The sequence below is a fragment of the Amycolatopsis sp. EV170708-02-1 genome (assembly GCF_022479115.1).
Taxonomy (GTDB): domain Bacteria; phylum Actinomycetota; class Actinomycetes; order Mycobacteriales; family Pseudonocardiaceae; genus Amycolatopsis.
Map to the genome: position 1 here is coordinate 5,507,931 of NZ_CP092497.1, position 25,132 is coordinate 5,533,062.

The 25,132-nt window shown below is 69.1% G+C and carries 22 protein-coding genes and 2 pseudogenes; 11 read left to right on the forward strand and 13 right to left on the reverse strand.

What is annotated here, in order from left to right; translation table 11 throughout:
• Positions 1-162 precede the first annotated feature (162 nt).
• Positions 163-1,285, forward strand: a pseudogene (locus MJQ72_RS25090) (S1 family peptidase).
• 64 nt (positions 1,286-1,349) lie between these two features.
• Here the strand turns inward: MJQ72_RS25090 and MJQ72_RS25095 are convergent.
• Positions 1,350-2,189, reverse strand: a complete 840-nt coding sequence (locus MJQ72_RS25095; RefSeq protein WP_240593465.1) for a helix-turn-helix transcriptional regulator — start codon at positions 2,187-2,189, stop codon at positions 1,350-1,352.
• Between the two features lie 117 nt (positions 2,190-2,306).
• On the opposite strand from MJQ72_RS25095, the gene MJQ72_RS25100 reads away from it, so the two are divergent.
• A complete protein-coding gene (locus MJQ72_RS25100) occupies positions 2,307-3,365 on the forward strand; it encodes an aldo/keto reductase (protein ID WP_240593466.1) in 1,059 nt (352 codons plus the stop codon).
• A 60-nt stretch (positions 3,366-3,425) separates the two neighbouring features.
• Here the strand turns inward: MJQ72_RS25100 and MJQ72_RS25105 are convergent, their stop codons facing one another.
• Positions 3,426-4,052 (reverse strand): response regulator transcription factor, encoded by a 627-nt coding sequence (locus MJQ72_RS25105; RefSeq protein WP_240593467.1) that lies wholly within the window; start codon positions 4,050-4,052, stop codon positions 3,426-3,428.
• Positions 4,049-5,218, reverse strand: a complete 1,170-nt coding sequence (locus MJQ72_RS25110; protein ID WP_240593468.1) for a sensor histidine kinase — start codon at positions 5,216-5,218, stop codon at positions 4,049-4,051. Before MJQ72_RS25110 ends, MJQ72_RS25105 begins: the two co-directional genes overlap by 4 nt.
• 185 nt (positions 5,219-5,403) lie before the next feature.
• On the opposite strand from MJQ72_RS25110, the gene MJQ72_RS25115 reads away from it, so the two are divergent.
• The 4 genes from MJQ72_RS25115 (at position 5,404) to sigJ (ending at position 8,657) form a co-directional block, all read left to right on the forward strand.
• The gene (locus tag MJQ72_RS25115) at positions 5,404-5,952 is read left to right on the forward strand and encodes a heme-binding protein (protein WP_240593469.1); all 549 of its coding nucleotides are present in this window, start codon (positions 5,404-5,406) and stop codon (positions 5,950-5,952) included.
• Positions 5,953-6,101: 149 nt separating this feature from the next.
• Positions 6,102-6,677 carry an ankyrin repeat domain-containing protein gene (locus tag MJQ72_RS25120; protein ID WP_240593470.1) on the forward strand — a complete coding sequence of 192 codons (576 nt, stop codon included), beginning with the start codon at positions 6,102-6,104 and terminating at the stop codon, positions 6,675-6,677.
• A 165-nt stretch (positions 6,678-6,842) separates the two neighbouring features.
• Entirely contained in the window at positions 6,843-7,652 is an 810-nt protein-coding gene (locus MJQ72_RS25125) for an RNA ligase family protein (protein WP_240593471.1), read from the forward strand.
• A 93-nt stretch (positions 7,653-7,745) separates the two neighbouring features.
• Positions 7,746-8,657 carry an RNA polymerase sigma factor SigJ gene (sigJ, locus tag MJQ72_RS25130; protein ID WP_240593472.1) on the forward strand — a complete coding sequence of 304 codons (912 nt, stop codon included), beginning with the start codon at positions 7,746-7,748 and terminating at the stop codon, positions 8,655-8,657.
• 3 nt (positions 8,658-8,660) lie between these two features.
• Here sigJ and MJQ72_RS25135 read toward each other — a convergent pair whose 3' ends face one another.
• Genes MJQ72_RS25135 through MJQ72_RS25160 form a run of 6 tightly spaced genes read right to left on the reverse strand, consistent with a single transcriptional unit; the run spans position 8,661 to position 13,665 of the window.
• Positions 8,661-9,095 (reverse strand): ester cyclase, encoded by a 435-nt coding sequence (locus MJQ72_RS25135; protein ID WP_240593473.1) that lies wholly within the window; start codon positions 9,093-9,095, stop codon positions 8,661-8,663.
• Positions 9,092-9,562 (reverse strand): carboxymuconolactone decarboxylase family protein, encoded by a 471-nt coding sequence (locus MJQ72_RS25140; RefSeq protein WP_240593474.1) that lies wholly within the window; start codon positions 9,560-9,562, stop codon positions 9,092-9,094. The genes MJQ72_RS25135 and MJQ72_RS25140 overlap by 4 nt, the downstream gene beginning before the upstream one ends.
• A 33-nt stretch (positions 9,563-9,595) precedes the next feature.
• The gene (locus MJQ72_RS25145; RefSeq protein WP_240593475.1) at positions 9,596-10,927 is read right to left on the reverse strand and encodes an MFS transporter; all 1,332 of its coding nucleotides are present in this window, start codon (positions 10,925-10,927) and stop codon (positions 9,596-9,598) included.
• Between the two features lie 5 nt (positions 10,928-10,932).
• A complete protein-coding gene (dgoD, locus tag MJQ72_RS25150) occupies positions 10,933-12,081 on the reverse strand; it encodes a galactonate dehydratase (protein WP_240593476.1) in 1,149 nt (382 codons plus the stop codon).
• Between the two features lie 10 nt (positions 12,082-12,091).
• Positions 12,092-12,688, reverse strand: coding sequence for a 2-dehydro-3-deoxy-6-phosphogalactonate aldolase (locus tag MJQ72_RS25155; protein WP_240593477.1), 597 nt, complete (start codon positions 12,686-12,688; stop codon positions 12,092-12,094).
• Positions 12,685-13,665, reverse strand: a complete 981-nt coding sequence (locus MJQ72_RS25160) for a 2-dehydro-3-deoxygalactonokinase (protein WP_240593478.1) — start codon at positions 13,663-13,665, stop codon at positions 12,685-12,687. The genes MJQ72_RS25155 and MJQ72_RS25160 overlap by 4 nt, the downstream gene beginning before the upstream one ends.
• Positions 13,666-13,720: 55 nt before the next feature.
• Here MJQ72_RS25160 and MJQ72_RS25165 point away from each other — a divergent pair, with 55 nt between their 5' ends.
• Positions 13,721-14,482: an IclR family transcriptional regulator gene (locus MJQ72_RS25165; RefSeq protein ID WP_240593479.1), complete on the forward strand. Its 762-nt coding sequence runs from the start codon at positions 13,721-13,723 to the stop codon at positions 14,480-14,482.
• A 2-nt stretch (positions 14,483-14,484) separates the two neighbouring features.
• Here MJQ72_RS25165 and MJQ72_RS25170 read toward each other — a convergent pair whose 3' ends face one another.
• Entirely contained in the window at positions 14,485-15,126 is a 642-nt protein-coding gene (locus MJQ72_RS25170; protein ID WP_240593480.1) for a TetR/AcrR family transcriptional regulator, read from the reverse strand.
• A gap of 139 nt (positions 15,127-15,265) precedes the next feature.
• On the opposite strand from MJQ72_RS25170, the pseudogene MJQ72_RS45165 reads away from it, so the two are divergent.
• Positions 15,266-16,485, forward strand: a pseudogene (locus MJQ72_RS45165) (oxygenase MpaB family protein).
• 6 nt (positions 16,486-16,491) lie between these two features.
• Here MJQ72_RS45165 and MJQ72_RS25180 read toward each other — a convergent pair.
• Positions 16,492-17,595, reverse strand: a complete 1,104-nt coding sequence (locus tag MJQ72_RS25180; protein WP_240593481.1) for an acyl-CoA dehydrogenase family protein — start codon at positions 17,593-17,595, stop codon at positions 16,492-16,494.
• 67 nt (positions 17,596-17,662) lie between these two features.
• The gene (locus MJQ72_RS25185; protein ID WP_240593482.1) at positions 17,663-18,826 is read right to left on the reverse strand and encodes a TetR/AcrR family transcriptional regulator; all 1,164 of its coding nucleotides are present in this window, start codon (positions 18,824-18,826) and stop codon (positions 17,663-17,665) included.
• Positions 18,827-18,984: 158 nt separating this feature from the next.
• Here MJQ72_RS25185 and MJQ72_RS25190 point away from each other — a divergent pair, with 158 nt between their 5' ends.
• The 3 genes from MJQ72_RS25190 (at position 18,985) to MJQ72_RS25200 (ending at position 22,803) form a co-directional block, all read left to right on the forward strand.
• Positions 18,985-20,523: an AMP-binding protein gene (locus tag MJQ72_RS25190; RefSeq protein WP_240593483.1), complete on the forward strand. Its 1,539-nt coding sequence runs from the start codon at positions 18,985-18,987 to the stop codon at positions 20,521-20,523.
• 39 nt (positions 20,524-20,562) lie between these two features.
• A complete protein-coding gene (locus tag MJQ72_RS25195; RefSeq protein ID WP_240593484.1) occupies positions 20,563-21,753 on the forward strand; it encodes an oxygenase MpaB family protein in 1,191 nt (396 codons plus the stop codon).
• Positions 21,754-21,942: 189 nt separating this feature from the next.
• Entirely contained in the window at positions 21,943-22,803 is an 861-nt protein-coding gene (locus MJQ72_RS25200) for a dienelactone hydrolase family protein (protein WP_240593485.1), read from the forward strand.
• 26 nt (positions 22,804-22,829) lie between these two features.
• On the opposite strand, the gene MJQ72_RS44900 is transcribed toward MJQ72_RS25200, so the two are convergent.
• Positions 22,830-25,109, reverse strand: coding sequence for a LuxR C-terminal-related transcriptional regulator (locus MJQ72_RS44900; protein WP_315860749.1), 2,280 nt, complete (start codon positions 25,107-25,109; stop codon positions 22,830-22,832).
• Positions 25,110-25,132: the final 23 nt, after the last annotated feature.

Below are 25,132 nucleotides of genomic sequence, written 5' to 3' on the forward strand. Positions count from 1 at the left end.
GCGGAGGGCCTGCTCCACAGCCACCGTCCTAAGTAGACAATGATGGGCGTTCGCTCTTGGGAATTCCGGACAGAAGACCGGACATTTCTCGCCCTTTCCCCGGCCACGGCCCCACACTCGGCGGGCAGTGTGTTTCTTTCCCCCGGCCTTGGAGGAGTAACCATGCGTCGAAGAATCGCCCTGGCACTCGGCGGCGCCGCCGTCCTGACCGCGAGTCTCACTTCCGCCGCCCTCGCCCCGATCGCGCAGGCTTCCCCGGATTGCTCGCCGCGATGCAGCGGGACCTGGGGCTCACCGCCGCGCAGGCCTCGACCCGGCTCACCCAGGAAATGACCGCCTCGCGGGTGCTGCCCGCCGCGCAGCGGGCCGCCGGCGCGGCGTTCGGCGGCGCCTGGTTCGACCCGGCGCGCGGCGCGCTCGTCGTCGGGGTGACCGATCCCGCGGCGGCGTCCGCCGTCCGGGAGGCCGGTGCCGAACCCACCGCGGTCGCGATCAGCGCGACCCGGCTCGACGCGGCCAAGGCCGAAATCGACAGGTCGGCCAAGACCCGGCCCGCCCCGCCGCCGTCAGCGGCTGGCGCGCCGACCCGCGCAGCGGCAGTGTCGTGGTCGCGCTGCGGCCGGGCGCGCACGGTTCCGACGTCGACGACTTCCTGGCCAGGGCGAGGAAATCCGGTCCGGTCACGGTGGTGACCGCGCCCAAGGCCGAACCGTTCGCGGCCGGTACCGTCGGCGGCGACCCGTACTACATCAACGGGAACACCCGCTGCTCGATCGGGTTCAGCGTCCACGGTGGATTCGTCAGCGCCGGCCACTGCGGCGGCACCGGCAGCCCGGTCGTCGGCTGGGACGGCTCGGCGATGGGCAGCTTCGCCGGTTCTTCCTTCCCCGGCAACGATTACGCGTTCATCCGGATCGGCAACGGCTGGTGGACCGCGCCGGTCGTCCTCGGCTGGGGCACCGTGAGCGACGCGCTCGTCCGCGGCTCGTGGGTCGCGCCGGTGGGCACCTCGGTGTGCCGGTCCGGTTCGACGACGCACTGGCACTGCGGCACCGTGCTGGGGCACAACGAGACGGTCAACTACTCGCAGGGCGCCGTCCACCAGATGACCCGCACCAACGTCTGCGCCGAACCCGGTGACTCCGGCGGCTCCTTCATCACCGGTGACCAGGCGCAGGGCGTCACCTCCGGCGGCTGGGGCAACTGCGGTTCCGGCGGCGAGACCTGGTTCCAGCCGGTGAACGAGATCCTGCAGAACTACGGTCTGTCTCTCGTCACCGCCTGACGACCGTCGTGAGTGGCGACCCGTTTTCCGGAGCGGATCGTCACTCACGACGTCCTCGAACCGCCTACTGTCGCCTGGCGGTGAACAACCGTTCCAGCGCCAAACGGCTTTCTTCGGTCCCTGCGCGGTAGATCACCAGGCGCTGGTCCTGATCCTCGAGCGGAGTGAGCACCTCGTAGTCAAGGTCGACCACACCGGCCTCGGGATGCCGCATCACCTTACGCCCGCGGCCATTGACCTTGACGTCGCGTTCTGCCCACAATCGCGCGAATTCCTCGTCGGCGGTGAATTCGGTGATCAGCTCGGTCAGGGCCAGATCGTCCGGATGCGCGGCCCAGGCGGCGCGCAGATGCGCGATGCCCTCCCGCACGACACGTTCACGATCCGCGTAGAACTCGCGGATCTCGGGATGTTTGAGGCACAACCACATCGAGTTTCGCTGAGCAGGCGGCAGCGTGCCGAAATCCACCAGCAGTCTCGCCATTTCGTCGTTCCAGGCCAGGATGTCGTAGCGGTGGTTCATCAGCATGGCGGGCAGCGGTGAAAGATCCGCGACCAAGCGGGCCAGCGCCGGTGCCGCGGTGGTGGCGAGCTTGTCGGCGTTGCGGGGACGCTGCCGGGCCAGATCGAAGAGGTACGCGCGTTCGTCGGGAGCCAAGCGCAGCGCCTTGGCCAGCGCCTCCACGACATCGGCCGACGGCCGCAGCCCACGGGCCTGTTCCAGCCGCACGATGTAGTCGACGCTGACCGCCGCCAGTTCGGCGACCTCTTCGCGGCGCAGCCCCGGGGTCCGCCGGGACCGGCGGCGCGACGGCAGGCCGAATTCGTCCGGGTCCAGGCGTTCACGCCGGGTCCGCAGGAACGCGGCCAGCTCCTGTGTCGTGTCCACGGTGGAGGTCGTCATGCCCGGTCCAACAGCCAGGGTGGGACCCGTGTTCCCAGGAAGTGTTCTCCCTTATCCCCCGCTCGCGACGGTCGCAGACTCGGCTTCGACCACGGAACACGAACACTGGAGGACCCGATGTCGCTCACCCTCGACACCTATCGGCTGCTGGGCCGGTCCGGGCTGCGGGTTTCCCCGCTGGCCCTGGGCGCGGCGACCTTCGGCACGGAATGGGGCTGGGGCGCCGAGCAGGACGAGGCACGCAAGCTGTTCGACCGCTACGTCGAACGCGGCGGCAACTTCATCGACACCGCCAACACCTACACGAACGGCAGCTCCGAGCGGCTGCTGGGCGAATTCGCCCGCGACCGCCGCGAAAGCCTCGTGCTGGCGACGAAATACACGAACCTGCGCCGCCCCGGCGACCCGAACTCCGGGGGCGGCCAGCGCAAGAGCCTGTTCGCGTCGGTCGAAGCCAGCCTGCGGCAACTGAACACGGACTACATCGATCTGCTTTACCTGCACCTGTGGGATTTCACGACGCCGGTCGAGGAGATCCTGCGCGGGATGGACGATCTGGTCCGGCAGGGCAAGGTCCTGTACGTGGGGATCTCCAACACCCCGGCCTGGGAGGTGTCGCGTATGCAGGCGATCGCCGACCTGCGCGGCTGGTCGCCGCTGATCGCGCTGCAGATCGAGTACAACCTGATCGAGCGCACCGGGGAACGTGACCTGATCCCCATGGCCCGCGAGATGGGGCTGGGCGTGGTCCCGTGGTCGCCGCTGGCCGGCGGGGTGCTCACCGGGAAGTACAGCCGGGACGACATGTCCGCGACGCCGTCCGAGGACGGCACCCGCAAGGACTTCAACCTCGCCCTGGGCACGCTCACCGAGCGCAACTTCGCCATCGTGGACGTCGTGAAGGAGGTCGCCGCCGAGCTCGGCCGCACCCCCGCCCAGATCGGTCTGGCCTGGGCCCTGCGGAACCCGGGTGTGACGTCACCGATCATCGGCGCCCGCACCACCGAGCAGCTGGAGGACAACCTCGGCGCGTTGGAGGTCGAGCTCACCGCCTCGCACCTGGCCCGCCTCGACGAGGCCTCCGCGATCGAACTCGGCTTCCCGCACGACACCCTCGCCAAGAGCTCGACCCTCGCGTTCACCCGCGGCGACATGACGATCGAACCACGCCGCTGATCCTCGTCGCGGTCGTGAGTGTCCCTCTGGCACGCTCACGACCAGCGCCGTGGAGCGCCTTCAGTTGCGGATGATCCTCCGTTCCGTGGCGACGGCCACCGCACCGGCACGGCTGTCGACGCCGAGTTTGTCGTAGATGTGGACGAGGTGTGTTTTCACCGTGGCTTCGGAGATGAACAGGCGAGCGGCGATCTGCCGGTTGATCAGCCCTTCCGCCACCAACTGCACGATCTCGGTCTCACGAGGGCTCAGCGCGGGCGCCGGTGCCCGCATCTGCCCGAAGAGCCGGGCCGCGACCTGCGGCGCCAACGCGGTCTCTCCACGCGCGGCCGCGTGGATTCCCTTGAAAAGATCCTCGGGCGGTCCCGCCTTGAGCAGGTAACCGGTGGCGCCAGCGGCCACCGCCCTGGTGATGTCCAGGTCGGCGTCGTAGGTGGTGAGCACCAGTACCTTCGGCGGATCGGGCAGGGCGGTCAGGCGTTCGGTAGCGCTCACGCCGTCCGGGCCGTCGCCGAGCTGCAGGTCCATCAGCACGACGTCCGGCCTGCGGGCGGTCGCGAACCGCACGGCCTCGTCGGCGCTCGCGCACTCGCCGATCACCTCGAAGCCGGGCTCGCCGGCCAGCAACGCGGCGATGCCGGCCCGCACCACCGGGTGGTCGTCGACGATCAGCACCTGGACCGTCATCGAACCTCCCTGGTGGGCACGGCGACGGCGACCGCGGTGCCCTCTCCCGGCGCGCTCTCGACGACCATCTCACCACCGAGTTCGGTGACCCGCTCGCCGAGCATCCGCAGCCCGTTTCCCCGCAGTCCGCTCGCGCGGGGCGAACCCGGGTCGAAGCCGACACCGTCGTCGCGGATGTCGAGGACCACCTTGTCGGCCAGGTAGGTCAGCGTGACGGCGGCCTTCGTCGCCCTGGCGTGCTCGCTGACGTTCGCCAGCGCACTCTGCGCGACCCGGAGCAGACCTGCCTCCACCTCGGGTGCCAGGGGATACGGATCGCCACTGGTCTCGAAACGCACCGGGTGCGTTGTGGCGAACGTGACCTGCTCGGCGAGCGCTCTCAAGGTCTCGCCGAGGTCGGTGGCCTCGAGCCGCGGCGACCCGAGGCCTTTGACGAACCGGCGCGCTTCGTCGAGGTTGTCCCCTGCCGCGTCGACGGCGCGGGACACGTGGGCTTTGGCCAGTTCCGGATCCGTGTCCCACGATCGCTGCGCCGCCTGCAGCAGCATCCGCATACTCGACAGCCCCTGCGCGAGGACGTCATGGATCTCTCGCGCCAAGCGCTCCCGTTCCTCCACCACCCCGGCCGCTCGCTGGCTCTGTGCGAGGTCGATCCTGGTGCGCAGGAGTTCCCCGACGGTCTGGCTCAGTTCCAGCCGGTCCCGGTCGAGTTGCAGGAACGTCATCGTGGCCATCAGCGCGACCGCGATGGGCGCGAGCACGATGCTCGGATCGAAGCCGTCCGCGATCCTCAGCTGGGCGAGGATGGTCGCGACGGTCAGGAGGACGACCACCGCGATCATCATCCGCGGGCGCAACATCTGCAGGCAGACGAAGAACAACGGCACGGCGCACCAGGCAAAACTCGGCGCGGCCACCACCAGCGCCAGCCAGACCGCGATCACCGCCGTCAGCCACGCCGGACGCCACCGGTCGAGCACTTCCCAGCTCAGCACGCCCGCCACGTACACCAGCGCGAGCGCGCCGGTGAGCACGAGGATCAGCGGGGTGGCACCGCTCAAGCCGTGCCCCGCGACGAACCGGGCCACGGACGCGGCGAGCAGCAGGAAGAACCCGGCGTGCATCGCGGCGTTCAGCCGCGTGGCCGCTTCGAGATGCGGTTTCATTCCGGTCCTCCCTTCCTCGCCGATGATCGTATGCGCGGAGGCGGGGTGCTCCGCATCAATCGTTCGGTTGATGCCCGCACCGACCGCTCGGCGTCCGATCGATGGCCACTCGCCTGATTCGCCGCGGCCCGCCAGACGGGAAAGTCGAGGGAGAACGAAACACCCCACACCGCAAAGGAAATCCGATGAACGCCAAGCTCCCCCGCACTCGTCTCGTCCTGGGTATGACGGCCGGTCTCGCGACCGTCGCGCTGGCCACCGGCGTGGGCGCGGCGCAGGCACAACAGGACCGCAAGCCGCAGCCGCCCGCCGCTCAGGCCGTGGTGCAGACCAGTGTGCTCGGCGTCGACGCCGCCACCCGTGCCGCGCAGGCCGCGCTGGACGCCGCGGAGAAGGAGGGTCAGCGGGTCACCGTGGCCGTGATCGACCGGTCGGGCGACGTCCGCGTCCTGCTCAAGGGCGATGGCGCCGGCCCGCAGACGGAAGAGTCCGCCAAGCGCAAGGCCTTCACCGCGGTCTCCTTCGGACAGCCGACGTCCGCCCTGGCCAAGAACGCCCAGGGCGACGGTCCGACCATCCGCGACATCCCCGGCACCCTCTTCCTCGGCGGCGGTGTGCCGGTCGCCGCGAACGGTGGCCCGATCGCCGGGATCGGCGTCGGCGGCGCGCCCAGCGGTGACCTCGACGAGAAGTTCGCCGCGGCCGGCCTGCGCGCCATCGGGGAACTTCGCTGATGATCGGTGAGCGGGCGATCGTGGCTCTGCTCGCCGCCCTCGTGCTCGGTGCCTGCTCCCCGCAGGCACCGAGCGCACCACCCCCGGCGGCACCGAGTACCACCACCCCACCGCTCGCGTCGTCCCAGCCGCCCCGACAAGGAGTCCCCGTGAGCCAGCTCTTCGAAGCCGACGCGAACCGAGTCCGGCAGGCCGTCGACGCCGGCGCCGACCTGGAGACCCGTGACGATCGCGGCCGGACCCCGTTGCTCGTCGCCGTCACCGAGAACCGGCTCGAGGTCGCCGAGATCCTCGTCAAGGCGGGCGCCGACCCGAACGCGCTCGACGGGCGGCACGACACGCCGTGGCTGGTCACCGGAGTCACCGGCAGCGTCCCGATGGCGAAGCTGCTTCTGGCGGCCAAGCCGGATCTGACCATCACCAACCGGTACGGCGGCGTCTCGCTGATCCCCGCCTCCGAACGCGGGCACGCCGAGTACGTGCGGCTCGTGGCAGGCAGCGGGATCAACGTCGACCATGTGAACGATCTCGGCTGGACCGCGCTGCTGGAGGCGGTGATCCTCGGCGACGGCGGGCCGCGCCATCAGGAAGTGGTCCGGGCGCTCGTCGCCGCGGGCGCCGACGTGAACCTCGCCGACAAGGAGGGCGTCACTCCCCTCGCCCACGCCCGGACCAAGGGTCAGACAGCCGTCGCCCGGATCCTCGGCGAAGCCGGGGCGCGCTGACTTCGCCGGACATCCGCGACGTTCTCGGTCCTTGATCAACGGAGGATTTGGGACGTTCACCGTCCCAAATCCTCCCCACTCAGGTCACCGATCGGCCGCCGACCTCGCGATTATTTTCTGTTATGCCAATTGACACAAGACTTCGCGGCTGGCTACGGTTCGGTTGTGGAGCAGGCACGAGGACGGGGCAGGCCGCGCAAGGATCCCGCGACACTGGCCCGATGGACGCCTCCCGAGGGGTGGTCACGGCTGGTCGCCTGGATCTCCCCCGAGGAGAAGAAGGCGCTGAAGCACGTGGCGGTCGAAGCCGACGTTTCCGTGGCGGAGCTGATACGGGCACTCGCCGGCGGTCTGACCGTCGGCGCCATCACTCCTGAGGAACTCATCGGGCACGTCGTGAAAGGGAAGACAGTCATGGAGAAGATCCCCACGCTTTTCGAACGCGACGAACGTTTTCACGTCGTCGACCGGCCTCGCGCCGAGTGCGCCTGGGTATTCGACGGCGCCGGGGTGGGGACCGAGAAGCTCGACGGCACCAACGTCCGGCTGACCGTGCGCACGGGACAGCTGGTCCGGGTCGAGAAGCGCCGCAACCCGAGCAAAGCGCAGAAGCAGCAGGGCATCGTGGACGGCTGGTACGTGGACACCGACAGCGGATCCGCCGACGACAAGTGGATCCTTGCGGCGGCCGGGAACACCGACGTGTCCGGGTGGCCGGACGGGGAGCATCCGAGTGAAGCGCTCGGCCCTCGTATCCAGGGCAATCCCCTCGGCCTGGAGGAGCACCGGTGCGTCCCGTTCGATCTCCAGGCACCGACGTTGCCCGAGGTGCCCCGCAGCTACCACGAGCTCCGGGACTTCCTCGACACGCTGGACAGCCGGTTCTCGCCTGGGCACGTGGCCGAGGGCGTCGTCTTCCACCATCCGGACGGCCGCCGGGCCAAGATCAAGCGCAAGGACTTCCCCGCGCGGTGACGGCGTAGGCCGCCGGCGCCGGAGGTGACCTCACATCCGGCGCCGGTGTCTCGTCGTACCCGGGACACCACACGCGACCAGGGGGCGAAACCCATGAACGAACCAACGCTCGACCCGGGACTCAAGGCGATCGTGAGTGAGCGGCGTCAGCTGATCGGGCTCGCGTATCGCCTGATCGGTTCCCTTTCCGAGGCCGAGGACGTGGTGCAGGAGACCTACACCCGTTGGTACGCCTTGTCCCCCGCGCAGCGGGAAGCGATCGAGTCCCCCGGAGCCTGGCTGACGACGGTCGCCAGCCGGATCTGCCTGGACCTCCTCGGGTCGGCACGCGCGCGCAGGGAACGCTATGTCGGCGAGTGGCTTCCCGAGCCTCTGCCGGGCCACGTCGAGTGGACGACCGGGCGGCCGCCCGCCGTCGACCCTGCCGACCGGATCACCCTCGACGAGTCGATCAACATGGCGTTCCTCGTCGTGCTCGAGTCGCTGACCCCGGCCGAGCGGGTCGCGTTCGTCCTGCACGACGTGTTCCGCTACGCCTTCGCCGAGGTCGCGGAGATCGTCGGCCGCACCCCGGCCGCCTGCCGGCAGCTGGCGTCCTCCGCGCGACGCCGCATCCGTGCCACTCGCGTTTCGCCTGCCCCGATCGCCACACAGGCCGAGCTCGTCAAGGAGTTCAAGAAAGCCTGGGAGGCCAAGGACATCACCGCGCTCATCGGCATCCTCGATCCGGACGTCAAGGCGGCCAGCGATGGCGGCGGGGTCGTCAGGGCGGCACTGCACCCCTTCGAAGGAAGCGAGGAGGTCGCCTCCTATCTCATCACGTTGGCGCGCTTGACGTCCGGTCTCGAACTGGTGGAGCGGGACGTCAACGGCCGGCCCGGCCTCGTGCTCCGACAGGCCGAGCAGACCGTCGCCGTCTTCGCGTTCCACGTCGCCGGAGACCGCATCCGGCACATCTGGGGGATGCGGAATCCGGAGAAGCTCCGTCCCTGGGGCGGAGCCTGATCGCTACGCCGCGAGGGCGCCGAGTTGCCGTAGCTGGGTGAGCACGTCCACGACACCCCAGATCTCGGCGACTCGCCCTCCGGCGAAGCGGAGGATGAAGATCTCGCTGTACGAAACGGTCTTCCCGGTGGCGGGCAGTCCTCGGTACTCACCTTGGTGGGTGCCGGTGACCGTGTTCCGGCAGACGATCCTGTCCCCGTCGGCGAGCACGTCCTCGGCCGTGACCCGCAGATCGGGGAACGCGCGCAGCAGCACCGTCCACACTTGTTTCAGTGCCTGCGCGCCTGTCGTCTCCATCGGCACCGGCGCGTGGAACACCACGTCCGGCGCGACGACCTCGTCGATCGTCTTCTCGATGAGGCCGTAGTCGCCGGTGTTGGTCGCCTCGTGGAAGCGGCTGAACGCGGCCCGGTTGCGTGCGGTCTCGGTGGTGGTCATGCGAACTGCCCCACCCGGTAGTCGCCGCCGGGGTTCTGGACGATGGCGTTCACCCGGTTGAAGGCGTTGATCAGCGCGATCACCGCCACCAGCGCGGCGAGCTGGTCCTCGTCGAAATGCTTGGCGGCGTTCGCCCACGCCTCGTCGGTGACTCCGCCGCCGTCGGCCATGCGGCAGGCCTGCTCGGTCACCTCCAGCGCGGCACGTTCGGCCTCGCTGAAAACCGTCGCCTCCCGCCAGACGGCGACCAGGTTGATCCGCACGTCCGTTTCGCCCGCGGCGGCGGCTTCCTTGGTGTGGATGTCCAGGCACACCGCGCAGCCGTTGATCTGGCTCGCGCGCATCCGCACCAGCTCCTGGATCGTGAGCGACAGCGGCGAGTCGGTCAGCCCCCTTCCTGCCGAGACGATGGTCCTCATGAACTTTCCGCCGACCGGGTTGCCGAAGTAGTCGAGCCGGGCGTTCATCGCGTTCTCCTCGCGGTAGTGGATGTTCCTGCCCTACCGACGACGCGGCCGCGCGAAATGTGAGGTCTGGGTCCGCTCGGCCACGCGCTCGACCTTGCCGACCAGTAAGACGTAGGACAGGATCCCGGCGACCGTGATCACCGTCATGTAGGCGAAGCCGGGCGCGAAACTGTCGTCGGTGACGATCAGGCCGATGACGATCGGCGTGGCGATCGACGACAGGTTCCCGATGAAGTTGAACATCCCGCCGGTCAGCCCGAGCAACCGTCGCGGCGCCAGCGCGGAGACCAACGACCAGGTGATCGACGCGAGCCCGTTGCCGAAGAAGGCGATGGACAGGATCACGATGACCATCGCGGTCGAGTCGGTGAAGCCCGCCGTGACCATCACGGTGCTCAGCAGCAGCCCGGCGATGATCGGGCCCTTCCGCGCCACCCCGAGCGAAGCGCCGCGCCACACCAGGAAGTCCGACAGGACACCGGAGACCAGCACGCCGACCAGTGCCGCGATGAACGGCAGCGACGCCAGGAAACCGGACTTGATGTAGTCCATTTCCCGGTACTCGACGAGATACGTCGGGAACCAGGTGAGGAAGAACCAGAGCGTCGAGGTCAGGCAGAACTGTCCGAAGTAGATCCCCCACAGCTTCCGGCTGCCCAGCACGGTCGCCAGATCCGTCCGCGAGATCCGCGCCCGCTCCGGCCGCTCACGCGGAAGATCCACCAGGCCGCCGCCGGAGCGGATCAGCTCCACCTCCGCCTCGTTGGCCCGCGAGTCGCGCGGTTCCCGGTACTTCGCGTACCAGAGCACGGCCCAGAGGATGCCGACCAGGCCGGTGGCGATGAACACCCAGTGCCACGAAAGCACGGTCTGCAGCCAGGACAGCACGGGCGTCAGCAGCGCGAGGCCGATGAACTGGCCCGAGGTGTAGAAGCCGATCGCCGTGGCGCGTTCGCGTTCCGGGAACCAGACGGTCGCGATCTTGCTGTTGATCGGATAGGCGGGCGCCTCGAAGACGCCGACCATCAGCCGCAACGCGATCAGCGCCACGAACCCGCCGATGATCCCCATGAAGAACGTCGCCAGCGACCACAGGATCAGGCAGGCCGGATAGAGCAGCCTCGGCGGGATCTTGTCGACCAGCCAGCCGCCGGGCAGCTGCAACGCGGCATAGGTCCAGCCGAAGGCCGACAGGAGGATGCCTTGTTCCGCCTTGGACAGGTCGAGTTCGCCGGCGATCGCGGGCATCGCGATCGAAAGGTTCGAGCGGTCGAGATAGTTGATGACGACGGTGACGAACAGCATCACCGCGATCAGCACCCGGAACCGGGTCGGGCGCACGGCACCCTGGACGGTCGTGGTCATCGCGCTCACCATTCCGCGAACGAGCCGTCGGCGTGCCGCCACACCGGATTCCGCCAGCGATGGCCCTCGGCCGCCCGTTCGGCGACGTACTCCTCGTTGATCTCGATGCCCAGCCCCGGCCCGCGAGGGATGACGACCTGGCCTTCGTCGTAGGCGAACACCGACGGATCCGCCAGATAATCCAGCAGATCGTTGCTCGTGTTGTAGTGGATGCCGAGGCTCTGCTCCTGGATCGTCGCGTTGTAGCAGCCCGCGTCGATCTGCAGGCAGGCCGCCAGCGCGATCGGGCCGAGCGGACAATGAAGCGCCAAGCCGACGTCGTACGCCTCGGCCATGTGCGCGATCTTGCGCGCTTCGGTGATGCCGCCGCAGTGCGACGGGTCCGGCTGGATGATGTCGACGGCGCCCGACGCCAGCACGGTCTTGAAATCCCATCGCGAGAACAGCCGCTCGCCGAGCGCGATCGGGATCGGCGAGTTGCGGAGGACGTCGGCGAACCCGTCGACGTGTTCGGAAAGCACCGGCTCCTCGACGAACATCAGCCGGTACGGCTCCAGTTCGCGCAGCAGGACCTTGGCCATCGGCTTGTGCACGCGGCCGTGGAAGTCCACCCCGATGCCGATGTTCGGGCCGACGGCCTGCCGCACGGCGTCCACATTGGCCACACAGCGGTCGACCTTGTCCCAGGTGTCCAGATAGGACAGTTCCTCGGTCCCGTTCATCTTCACCGCGCTGAACCCGCGGTCCACCACCTCGCGCGCGGCACGGGCGGTCTCGGCGGGACGGTCGCCGCCGATCCACGAGTACACCTTGATCGACTCGCGCACCCGGCCGCCGAGCAGTTCGTGCACCGGGACGCCGAGCGCCTTGCCCTTGATATCCCACAGGGCCTGGTCGATCCCGGCCAGCGCGCTCATGTGGAGACCGCCGCCACGGTAGAACCCGCCGCGATACAGGACGGTCCACAGATCCTCGATCTGCGAGGGATCTTTGCCGATCAGATAGTCGGAAAGCTCCTCGACGGTCGCGGCCACCGAAGCGGCCCGGCCCTCCAGGACCGGTTCGCCCCAGCCGGTGACGCCCTCGTCCGTTTCGATCTTCAGGAACGACCAGCGCGGCGGCACCTGATATGTCGTCATTGACACGATCTTCATGGTTCTTTTCCTATTCCTGGTGCCAGATCTCGGAAAGTGCGCGGGCACGGACGCCGACCACGTCCGCGGTGTCACCCGGCCGGTAGAGGCAGGAACCCAGCCCCGCCCCGGCCGCCCCGGCGGCGGCCCAGGCCGCCAGGTTCGTTTCGTCGACCCCGCCGACCGGCAGCAGTCCGACCTCGCGCGGCAGCACGGCGCGCCACGCCTTCATGCCCCCGATCCCGACCGAGCCGGCGGGGAACAGCTTGAGATACCGGGCGCCCGCGGCCAGCGCGGCGAAGGCCTCGGTCGGCGTCGCGACGCCGGGGTACGGCGTCATCCCTTCGGCCACGGCGGCGGAGATCACCGCGGGATCGGTGTTGGGTGCCACGATCAGCCGCGCCCCGGCCTCCCGCGCCCGGCCGACGTCTTCGGTGGTGAGCACGGTGCCCGCGCCGATCTCGCACCGGTCCCCGAACGCGTCGGCGAGCAAACGGACGCTTTCGAACGGTTCCGGCGAGTTCAGTGGCACCTCGATGGCGGGGAATCCCGCCTCGACGAGCGCCCGGCCGACGCCGACGACCTCGGCCGGGGTCACCCCGCGCAGGATCGCGATCAGTCCGGTCACGGTTTCAGTCTCCTCATCAGACGGTCTTCGAGCAGTCCGGCGGCCGTCGCGATCCGCCACAGCCCTCGGGCGGTGACCTCTTCGGACAGCACGATGGCCTCCACTCCCCGTTCGGCGAGGGCGGCGGCATAACGACGGCAGAGTTCATCCGCACCGCACAGCACCACGCGGGTGTCGGTGTCCCGCAACAGATGCGAGACCTCGTCGGCGATCAGGACGCCGGACAAATACTCGGGCAGCGACGCCGGGTCCAGCACGCCGTCGAGCACGAGCGGGCGAGCGCCGAACGCCTCGGTGGCGAGCCCGCGCGAACGTCGTCCCGCGGCGAGGCCCCGCGAGAAGGCCGTGTCGTCGGCGACCGGGTCGGCGGCCGTGCGGGCGAGGATGCCGTGTGTGATCAGCAATCCGTAGAGTTCGCCGGTCATCGCGGTGGTGAAGCCGGTGACGAGCCCGTCCTCGACGCGGACCCATTTGCTGTGCGTACCGGGAAGCACCACGGTGAGCGGTCCGCCGGGGTCGCCGAGCGCTTCGAGCACACCGACCAGTTGTGTCTCCTCGCCGCGGATCACGTCGCCGGGATACTCACCGGACGGGATCCGCAGCCCCGGCACGAGATGGAGCACGCCGTCGCGATGGGACACGGGGACGAGCGAGGGGAAGCCGAGCCCGGCCGGGACGGTGCGGTAGCCGGAGTCGGCCCAGCCCTGCGCGCTGCCCACCATGCCGGCGGCGAGGGCGGGAACCCCGGGGAACGCGGTGAGCCAGTCTCCACAGGTCTTCCGGAAGGCGGACTCGTAGGCGGCCGCCCTGGCTCGCGGGTCGTGGGGGTCCACGTCCTCGGTGGTGGTCAGCAGTCCACGCCCGGCGTTGCGGGCGGCCAGGATCTCGCCGTCCCCGCCGAGCAGCCAGGCACGCTGACCGGAGGTTCCCCAGTCGAGCGCGAGCAAGGCGGGTTCGGTGTCGGTCACGAGCGACATCGTGCGGGCGCGTTCCCGATAATGCGATCGTCGTCCCTATATGTAGGATTCCACCATGTCCGACACGGCACCGCCCGGCACCCAGACCCTCGCCCGCGGCCTCGCGCTGATCCGCGCGGTCGCCGGCGGCGCGACCGACCTCCGCGGCCTGGTCGAGGACACGGGCCTGGGCCGCAGCACCGCGCACCGGCTGGTCCAGCTGCTCGTCAGCGAGGGTTATCTGCGCAGCGGACGGGACGGCTACGCCCTCGGGCCCACCTTGATCGAGCTGGGTTTCCAGGCCCTGCACGGCAGCCCGCTCCCGGTGGTCGCCCGGCCCGTGCTGGAGGAGCTGGCGGAGCAGTTGCGCGACACGGTGCACCTGGCCGTCCGCGACGGGGATTCGGTGCTGTACCTGGACAAGCTGCCCGGCTCGCGGGGCGCGGAGATGCGCTCCCGGATCGGGCACCGGATGCCGCTGACCCGCACCGGCGTCGGCATGGCGCTGCTGCTGGACTCCGCGCCGGAATGGCGGGAGCTCTATCTGGCCGAGACGCCCGCGGAACCCGGCAGGGTGCGCCCGGAGGACCTCGACGCGTTCCTGGCGCGCATGCGCGAGTACGCGGAGTCAGGTGTGGCGATGGACCTGGAGGACAACGAACCGGGTATCCGCTGTGTCGCGGCGCCGATCCGGGACGCCACCGGCGCCATCGCCGGGGCCATCAGCGTTTCGGCGACGAGGCCGTACATGCCCGCCGCCCGGATGCGCGGCCTGAACCGGGTCGTCGGCCGCGCGGCACGGCAGGTCTCCGCCGGCCTCGGCCACCGCGAGCCCTGACGTCAGTCTCGTAGCTCCACCAAGGGAACGAGGAACCGCTTCGCCACTGCGGCGAGCTGCTCGTCGTCGTCGACGTCGACCACCTGGCTGGGGATCACCAGGAACGAGGTCGAGACCCGCACCATCAGCTCGGCCGCGAGATCGACATCCAGTTTCCGGGAGACGTTGCCCGCCGCCTGCTCCTGCTTGAGCTGGCCCGCGACGAAGGCACGGACGGTGGCGAGGGTGCGGCCGCCGTCGCCGATCATGGACGCCATGAGGAGATCCGGCTCGACGTCGAGCAACCCGCCGATCAGCGGATTGCCGCGGATCGCCCGCAGCGAGCTCACGAAACCCAGCACCACGCGTTCGGCGACGGTGCCCGCCTGCTCGATGTCGGCGAGGAACCGGTCGAAGTACCGCCGGAACTCCCGCCGGACCACCTGCTCGACCAGGACGTCCTTACCGGGGAACCGCCGGTAGACGGTGATCCGGGAAACCCCGGCGCGCCGGGCGACATCCTCCATTGTGGACCGTTGGATGCCGGTCTTGGCGAACTGGGTGTACGCCGCGTCGAGGATCCGCGTCCGCGTCTCGTCCGTCTCGTCGACCCGCTCGACGGCGTCCGAGTACGCCAGCTCCAGCAAGGACTCCGACGGTTCCATGGCCACCTCCGCACCCGATTGTGCCTTGCGGTCAGGCCTTGTGGAGTCCAGGGCCGCCGTGCTCTCATGGTGATACGCAGGTTCGCAGCGTGTTTCATCGTATCAGAGCTCGGCCGACTCGACGCGGAGGAACGGCGACATGGACGAACACGGCAGGCGTGGCGTTTTGAAGGCCGGAGGGGCACTCGGCGCGCTCGGCGCGTTGAGCATCGCGACTCCCGCACAGGCGATGCCATGGACGTGGTCCGCCACGGGTTCGGTGGCGGGCACCGGAACGGGAGCCGATCCGCGCTGGGTCTGGGATCCGGAGGCCGACACCCTGGTCGCCTCGCTGATCCTCCGGGGCGACGTGCCGAAGGTGAACGCGCTTTTGCGCACCTGGAAGAAGAACGGCCAGCCGCTCCCGGACGAACTGCCATCGGATCTGCGCGACTTCATGGAGCGGGCCCGGCGGCTGCCGTCCTGGGCCGATCAGCGCAAACTGGCCACCGCGTACGAGTTCAACGAGAAGCGCGGCCTGTATCTCGGCGTCCTCTACGGTTTCGCCAGCGGCATGATGAGCACGGTCATCCCCAAGGAGGCACGCGCGGTCTACTACTCGAAGGGCGGCGCGGACATGAAGGACCGCATCTCGAAGACCGCCAAACTCGGCTACGACATCGGCACCCGCAACGCCTACGCCCCGACGGCGAAATGATCGTGACGTGCGTGAAGACCCGGCTCGTGCACGCGGCCGTGCGTCATCTCCTGCCCCAGTCGCCGTATTGGGACGCGGTCGCCGACGAACAGATCCCGATCAGCCAGGCCGACATGATGGTCACCTGGCACAGTCTTCCCACGACCGTGATGCAGAAGCTGACCGCCTGGAAGGTCCCCATCCCGGCGCACGAGTCGGAGGCGTTCCTGCATTCGTGGCAACTCGGCGGGCATATGCTCGGCATCGCGGACGAATATCTTCCGGCGTCGTGGGCCGAGGCGGACGCGCAGGCCGCCCAGGTGCTGACCCCGATCCTGGCGGCCACACCGGAAGGCATCAAGCTGGCCGACATCCTGCTCGGCCTGGGTTCGTCCGTCGACGCCGGCGTCCTCAGCAAGCCCATCCTCGGCGCGTTCACCCGGTTCCTGCTCGGCGACCGGATCGCGGACTGGCTGAAGATCCCGCGCGAGCCGATCTGGGACCCGCTTCTCCGCACGGCGTGGGGTCCTTTCGTCGCCGTGCGGGAGGGACTGCTGCCCTTCCCGACGGCGCCGCAGGTCTATTGGCTGTTCGACGAGTTCCTTCGCAAGGCCGCTTTGCTGTTCCTGTCCGAACTACGGCCGATCAGCATCGAGATCCCCGACGCCAACCGGCCGTCCTGACAGTGTTCAGAGGCCGTAGGTCTTGCCGATGATGTCGCGCTGGATCTCGCTGGTTCCACCGTACACAGTGGACACCAGCGTGGCCCGCACATGCCGCTGCATGTCGAATTCCATCGCGTGGCCGTAGCCGCCCATCATCTGCATGCCTTCCAGCGCGACCTTTTTCGCCGTCTCGGTCACCTTGAGCTTCGCCATCGACGCTTCCCTGGGCAGCAGCCGCTCGGGGTCTTCGTCGACGAGCTCCGCGACGCGATAGACCAGCAGGCGGCAGCACTCGATCTCCGTCGCCAGATCGGCGAGCCGATGCCGGATGGCCTGGAAGGTCCCGATCGGCTTGCCGAACTGACGGCGCTCGCGGACGTAGGCGAGCGTGTCGTCGAAGGCGCGCTGAGCGGTTCCCAGCATTCCGGCGGCGAGGATCAGCCGCTCCAGGTTCAGCCCCGCCATCAGCTGCCGCCAGCCCTCCCCCACCTTGCCGACCACGGCGTCCGCGGGCAGCACGCAATCGGTGAAGTACAGGTCGTTGACGTCGCTCCCACCCAACGTCTCGATGCCCTTGATCGTCAGCCCGGCACTGTCGGCGGGCACGTGGAACATCGTGAGGCCGTCGTGTTTGCCGCCCTCGGACGACGTCCTGGCCACGAGCAGGATCGTGGTCGCGATATGCGCGTTGGAGCACCACGTCTTCTGGCCGTTGATCACCCAGCCGCCGTCACGGCGTTCGGCCCGGCAGGTCAGCGCGCCGACGTCCGACCCCGCTTCGGGTTCGGACATCGCGATCGACGCGACCTCGCCTTCCGCGACCCCACCGATGACGAGCTTCTTCTGTTCGGGCGAGCCGAACCTGCGGTACGCCTCGGCGACGATGATCGACGTGGTGAAGCCGCCGATCGGCGCCATCCCGCGCGCGGTCTGTTCCAGGAAGACACAGATGTCGACCATGCCGCCGTCCGCCCCGCCGAACTCGGCGGGCAGCCCGGCGCCGATCCAGCCCAGCCCGGCCATCTTGCGATAGAGCTCGTCGTCGTGGGCTTCCCGGGCGCCACCTTCGCGGCGGCACAGCTCCGCCACGGACGCGGCGAATTCGTTCTGCTCGGAGGTGAGTCGCATTTTCTTCTCCCGTCGAACCGCCCAGATGATACGCAGTAGCAGATCGCGTATCACCGTATCAACGGCGTCAAACCCCCAAGGCGCCGACGAGCAAGGCGCTGACGGCGTCACGGTTGACGGGGACGTCCTCCCAGCGCAGTCTCCGTCCCGCTTCGACCACCACCCCGAAGCCGGCGTGCACGAGCACCCTCGCCTGACGCTGGTCGAGCTCCGGCCGCGCCGACCGCAAATGCCGCTCCCAGACGGCGATGTGTTCGCGCTGCGCGCCGACCAACGGACGACGCAGGGCCGAGGGCAGGCCCGCGAGTTCGGCGTTGGCGACGCTGGTGAGCGCGGTGTGCTCGAAGCTGTAGGCCACATAGGTCCGCGCCAGCGCGAGCAGCGCGTCGGCCGGGTCGTCGACGCCGTGCAGGTTCCGCTCCACCGCCTCGGCCAGGATTCCCGCGGCCTGCAGACAGGCGGCGGCGAGGATGTCGGCCTTGCCGGGGAAATACCGGTAGAGCGCGGACGGCACCAGCCCGACGGCTTCGGCGATCCGGCCGTTCGTGACGTTGGCGAACCCGTCCCGTTCGAACAGCGGGATGGCCGCCGCGATGATCTCCGACCGCCGGGTGCGCGGCTCCGGGCTGGACGGCAACTCGACGGCGTGCGTGCCCGCGACGCCCGTCGCCGGATCGGTCGCGACCACGCGCAGGGCGGCCTCGACCAGCACCTCTTCGACCCGGCGCTGGGCGATCGAGGTGCGGTGCATCGTGATCGAGCCGATCACGCCGAGGGCGGCCACCGCCCGCAGGCCCTCGTCGGGGAGCGGGTATTCGCGCCGCACCGCCTCGGCCACCCGGTCCACGACCTGCCCGAACTTCACCGCGAGCGAGTGCCGGTCCTCACGTTCGAGATACCGGGATTCCCAGCGGTACAGGCCACTCGACGCGCGATGGACGACCGTGCCCTGGGTGACGGCGGCGAGCACGTCCGCCAGCGGCGCGCCGGGCGCCACCTCGTCGAGCGTGGCGGCGAGCCGGTCCGCCATGACGTTCGCGCACGCGGCGAACAACGCGTACTTGTTCGGGAAATGCCGGTACAGGGCCGCCGCGGTGATGCCGACGTCGGCGGCGATCTCCTCCATCGACGCCGCGTGATAGCCGTGCTCGCTGAAGATCCGCCCGGCCGCGTCGACGATCTGCTGCTTGCGGTTGCGGGGCCGGGCGGCCGTGCGCGGGGACAGGACCATGCGGGAAGTCAACCACGAACCGGATCACCCCCAGGGGAAACTGCCGCGCAGGTCGGCGCCGCGATGTGATTTTCGATTAACTTATCGCTTCTCAACCGGCGGCTTGGCATGCATACTGGCCACGCGAGAAGTCCCGTCCCGACAGCTGAGGATGGCCAATGTCGACCGTTTCGGCTCCCGCCTCGTCCTTCCGGCACCACTGGATGGCGCACGCTGCCACGCACGCGATGATGCGACCGGACAAGCCCGCCCTGCGGTACCTCGGCGAGACGACGACCTGGGCGGAGCTCTCACAACGGTCGTTGCGCTTGGCCGCCGCGCTGGCCGCGCGAGGTGTCGCCGAAGGCGATCGCGTGGCCACGCTGACCTTGAACCACCCGTGGTTCGTGGAGACCGTGTTCGCGGCGAACAGCCTGGGCGCGATGGCCGTCCCGCTCAGTTTCCGGCTCGCCCCGGCGGAACTCGACTACATCCTGGCCGACTGCACGCCGTCCGCCGTCGTCGTCGACGCGCGGCTGCTCCCGCTGCTCGACGCCGCGCCGAACGCCGCGTCGATTCCGACGGTGCTCGTCATCGGTGAGTCGTACGAGGAATTCCTGACCGCGCACGAGCCGATGGACCTGCCTGACATCAGCGAGGAAGCGACCGCGCTGATCATGTACACCTCGGGCACCACCGGCAGGCCGAAAGGGGTGATGCTGTCCCATCGCAACCTGCAGATGCAGGCGATCACCTGTATCCGGGCGATGAAGATCTTCGACGACACCGACGTCGCCTTCCTGACCGCGCCGTTCTTCCACATCGCGGGCCTGGGTTCGATCGTGGCGAACTTCCTGGTCGGCGGGGTGGTCGTGATCCACCCGCTGGGCGCCTTCGATCCGCGCGCGGTGCTCGACGCCTACGAACGCGAAGGCGCCACCGTGGTGTTCAACGTTCCCCAGCAATGGGATCTGATCTGCGCCCAGCCGGATATCGCCGAACGGAAGCTGAAACTGCGGATCATCAGCTGGGGCGCGGCTCCCGCGACGAAGGCGACGTTGCTCGCCATGGCCGAGAAGTTCCCCGGCGCCCTCAACGTGGCCGTGTTCGGCCAGACCGAGACCTCCCCGATCACCTGCGTGCTCAGCGGTGAGGACTCGACGCGCAAACTCGGCTCCGTCGGCAAACCGATCCCGACCCTGCAGTACCGCGTCGTGGACGACGACATGAACGACGTCGCCCCGGGCGAAGTGGGCGAGATCGTCTACCGCGGGCCCACGGTGACCAAGGGCTATTGGCAGAAACCGCAGGAGACCGCGGAAGCCTTTTCCGGCGGCTGGTTTCATTCCGGCGATCTGGTCTCGCAGGACGAAGACGGTTTCATCTGGGTGGTCGACCGCAAGAAGGACATGATCATCAGCGGCGGCGAGAACATCTACTGCGCGGAACTGGAGAACGCGATCTCCGCGTATCCGCCGGTCCGGGAGGTCGCCGTGATCGGCCGGGCCGACGAGCGCTGGGGCCAGGTGCCGGTCGCCTTCGTCACCGCGGCACCGGACGCCGAACCGTCATTGGCCGAGCTGGTCGAATTCCTCGACGGCAGGCTCGCGTCGTTCAAGATGCCCAAGGATCTCGTGGTGCTGCCCGAACTCCCGCGCAACGCGGGCGGGAAAGTGGTCAAGGGTTCGCTTCGCGACCTGGACGAAAAAGGATTGTGAATCACTCATCGGAACCTACCAAGGGAGTTAGGGAAGTAAATGAGCGATCTCAGCAGGAGGAATGTCCTTTCCCTCGGCGTCGCACTGGGCTTGGTGGGCGCGGCGAGCGTCGCCCCCGCCTGGGGTGCGACGCAGACCGGCACGGCCGCCGACCCATGGTGGGTCTGGGACGACGAAATCGACCGCATCATGGCGGGGATTCTCGAAGCGGGCCAGGTGCCCGCGGTCAACACCGCGATGCGGTCCTGGGTGGACAACAACGACCCGCTCCCCGGCGGGCTGCCCGCCGATCTGGCGGGCTATCTCCAGCGCGTCAACCGGTTGCCGTCCTGGGCCGACCCCGCGAAGCTGCACCGCGCGGCCGATTTCAACCGGCGCAAGGACACCTATCTGTTCATGCTGTACGGGCTCGGCAGCGGCATCATGAGCACGGTCATCCCGCGTGAGGCCAAATCGGTCTACTGGTCCGCGGGCGGGGCCGACATGCAGGACCGCGCGGCCAAGACGTTCACCTTCGGCTACGACCTGAGCGACCTGAACGCCTTCGAGCCCGACGGCCAGTTCGTGGTCACCGCCAACAAGACGCGGCTGGTGCACGCCGCGGTGCGGCATCTGCTGCCGCAGTCGCCGCACTGGAAGGCCGTCGCGGACGAGCGGATCCCGATCAGCAACGGAGACATCCTGGTCACGTTCCACAGTCTCGGCACCTACGTGCACCGGAAGCTGCGCGAATGGAAGGTCCCGATGTCGGCCGCCGACGAGGACGCCTTCCTCCACATGTGGCAGGTCGCCATCCACCTGCTCGGCGTGCGGGAGGAGTTCATCCCGAAGACGTGGGCGGCCGCGGAAGCGCAGTCGGCGCAGGTGCTCACCCCGATCCTTTCCCCTTCGTTCGAAGGGAAAGAGCTCGCGGAAGACCTGCTCGGGCTGACCGCGCAGGTCGATCTTGGCGTCACCCGGGGCTTCCTGAACGAATTCGTGCGCTACGTGCTGAGCGACGCGATCGGCGACTGGCTCGGGCTGCGCCGCGATTACGCGTCCGCGGCCCTCATCCGCACCGCGTGGCCTGCCTACATCGCGTTCCGCGAGGGGCTGATCCCCATCATGCCCGCCGGGTTCTACATGTTCGACCAGATGGTGCGCGCGCTGGCGATGTTGTTCCTCAACAAGGGAACCTCACCGACGACGACGCTCATCACCATCCCGACCGGGAACCGCGCCGGTACCTGACCGCCCACGTCACCTCGTGAGTGGTAAGGACGGTTCTAACCGTCCTTACCACTCACGAGGCCGGAAACCTTATCGGCGTGACAGTTTTTCCCTACTCAGTAGTTTCCACGACGCGCGCCCGGACGGTTCCCCGCTATATCTGGGAAACCGTTCCGGCCTCGGAACGGTTCTTCCGAGAGGACATACGCGATGAAGCGTGGATCACGATGGGCCGCCGCGGTTCTGGGTGCGGTGACCGCACTGCTCGTGGTGGCGGTACCGGCGGACGCCGAAGAGAATCCCTACGCCCGCGGCCCGGCTCCGACGAACGCGAGCATCGAGGCGGATCGGGGATCGTTCCAGACCGCCACCGAGAAGGTCCCCGCCGGACAAGGTTTCGGCGGCGGGACGATCCATTACCCGACCGACACCGGCCAGGGCACCTTCGGCGCGATCGCGATCGCGCCCGGCTTCTTCGAGACGGAGAGCGCGATCGCCTGGTACGGCCCGCGCCTGGCCTCACAGGGATTCGTCGTCATCACGTTCTCGACCAAGAGCACCTGGGACACCCCGGACCTCCGGTCCGAGCAGCTGCTCGCGGCTTTGCGCTACGTGACGGACAAGAGCCAGGCCAAGAACCGCGTCGACCCGGGCAGGCTCGCGGTCATGGGGCATTCGATGGGCGGCGGCGGGTCCTTGATCGCCGCCCAGAAGGCGCCGACTCTGAAGGCCGCGATCCCGCTGACGGGCTGGAATCCGAACACGACGTTCTCCGACCTCAAGGTCCCCACGTTCGTGGTCAGTGCCCAGAACGACTTCATCGCCCCGGACGGCTCGCATTCCCGGCCGTTCTATCAAAGCCTTCCCGAGTCGTTGGACAAGGCGTACATGCTGCTGGCCGGTGCCGGCCACATGGCGCCGACCAAGCCGAATGTGACGATCGCGAAGTACAGCATTTCGTGGATGAAACGCTTCGTGGACGAAGACACGAGGTACGACCAGTTCCTGTGCCCGCTTCCGGCGAACGATCCGAAGATCGCCGTGTACCAGGGAACCTGCCCGCTCGGCTGACACCGGCGGCCGCTGTGACCTCCGGGTCACAGCGGTCCGCGGTCCCTTTGCTCGACCCAGACGGCCAGCTGGGTCCGGTTGGCGAAGTCGAGCTTGTGCGAGATGTGCTGCAGATGCGTCTCCACGGTGCGCCGGGCGATGACCAGTCTCGCCGCGATGTCCCGGTTGCTCAGCCCCGCCGCGACGAGCCGCGCGATCTCCGACTCGCGCGGCGTCAGCGGCGGGAGGTCGGCCGGTTCGCCGTCGGACGGCGTCCCGGGGCCGGCCAGGGCGTCGTGCGGATTCCGCCGCCGCCCCTCCGCGAAGGCCAAGTCGAACCTCTTGTCCCCCAACGCTTTCCGAGTGGCGTCGTGGAACATCCGATGGGCGGCGGTGACGGCCACGTCGGGTTCGGCACTGCAGCGTTCCCAGAGCGTGGCGGCGATCCCGAACAGCTCCGCCGCGCGGACCCACTCCGCACGCCGTGCCGACACCCAGGCCAGACCGTCGACCCGGTAGGCCGCGGAGAGCACGTCGGAGACGCGGAGGTCGATCTCCAGCGCGTCGCGGATACTGCGTTCACCGTCGTCGAGATCTCCCCCGTAACAGACCTCGGCGACCCCGAGCCCGAACAGGGCCATGGAGCGATACCGGTACTCCCCCGCCTCCTCGCATATCCCGCGCATCGAGCCCAGCAGCTCCCGCGCTCCCGGCAGGTCTCCTCGGTGGGCCAGCGCGACGCCTTGGATGAACATCGGATGCATCTGGCGCCGCACGTCGCCTCGCGCGCCGAAGAGCCGCACGGCTTCCGCCGCCCGGACCATGCTGTCCGGCTCGGTGGACAGCATCCTCACGAAAGCACTCGCGTGGGCGACGTAGGGAGCGGCTTCGTCGTCCTCGATCGCTTCGGCCGCGGCCAACCGCTGCCGCGCTCGCGGCAGATCCGCGTGCAGCGCGGCACACAGGGCGGCGATCGCCAGGCCGCGCGCCCGCCCCCGGGTCTCCGGCGGCACCGCATCGAGCGCGCGATCGATCCAGTCCCGCAGTTCCCAGGCCGCGCCGCGAGCCACCCAGTATTCGACTATGCCGGTGGCCATTTCCAACGCCACCGCGGCCTCACCGGGAGTGCGGAGCGACCACGACAACGCCTCGCGGATGTCGGCGTGCGCCGCCGTCAGGCGCTCGTACGCCTCGTCCTGTCCCGGCCCGAACCACGTGGCGGCGGCCTGGTCGATCAGCCTGGCGTAGTGGTCACGATGCTTCCTCGCCACGGTGATTTCGTCACCGGAATCGGCGAGCCGGTGCGCGCCGTATTCGCGGAGCAACCGGAGCATCCGGTAATGGACCCTGTCCGCGCCGTCGATACGCGCGAGCACCGACTTGTCGACCAGTCCGTCCACCGCGTCGAGCACGGCGCGCGGGTCCAGCCCGCCGTGTCCGGCGCAGACGTCCTCGGCGGCGGACAGGTCGAACTGCCCGGCGAACGCCGAACAGCGGGCCCAGACGATCCGCTCGGTCCCGGTGCACAGCGAATGACTCCACTCGATGGTGGCGCGCAGCGTCCGGTGCCGCTCGACCGGCATCCGGAGACCGGTGGCCAGCACCTCCGAGTTCTTCTCGACGCGGTCCGCGATCTGCGACGGCGACAGGACACGGATCCTGGCCGCGGCGAGTTCGATCGCCAACGGCAGGCCGTCGAGCCGGCGGCAGAGGCGGACGACGTCCGAGACGTTGCCTTCGCCGACCTCGAACGCGGGCAGCACGCTGGCGGCACGCTCCGCGAACAGCCGCACCGCGCCGAACGTCAGCGCTTCCCCCGGTGTCCCGACCTCCTCGTCGGGCACGGCCAGGGGCGGGATCGCCAGCACGTGCTCACCGGCCAGCCCCAGCGAGCAGCGGCTGGTGGCCAGGACTACGAGGTCCCGGCAGTCCCGCAGCAACGCCGTCACCAGGTTCGCGCTGCCTTCGAGGACATGTTCGCAGTTGTCCAGCAGCAGCAACGACCGCCGCGGCCGCAGATACGAAACGACGGCCTCCAGGTCGGTGCGTCCCGCCGTGTCGTGCAGGCCCAGACCGTCGGCGACCGTGCGCGCGACGAGGCGTTCGTCCCGCAGCTCGCCCAGCCCGGCGACCGCCACACCGCCGGGGAAAGCACGGGTGAGCGAACTGGCCACCTGACCGGCCAGCCGTGTCTTGCCCACGCCACCGGCGCCGGTCAAGGTGACCAGACGGCCCACGCCGAGCAGCCGCCGCACCTCGTCCTCGTCGTCCGTACGGCTGACGTAGCTCGTCAGGGGCCGCGACCGGACCTCGCTGTCGTTCGTCATGGTCCCTCATCGAAGCATGCCCG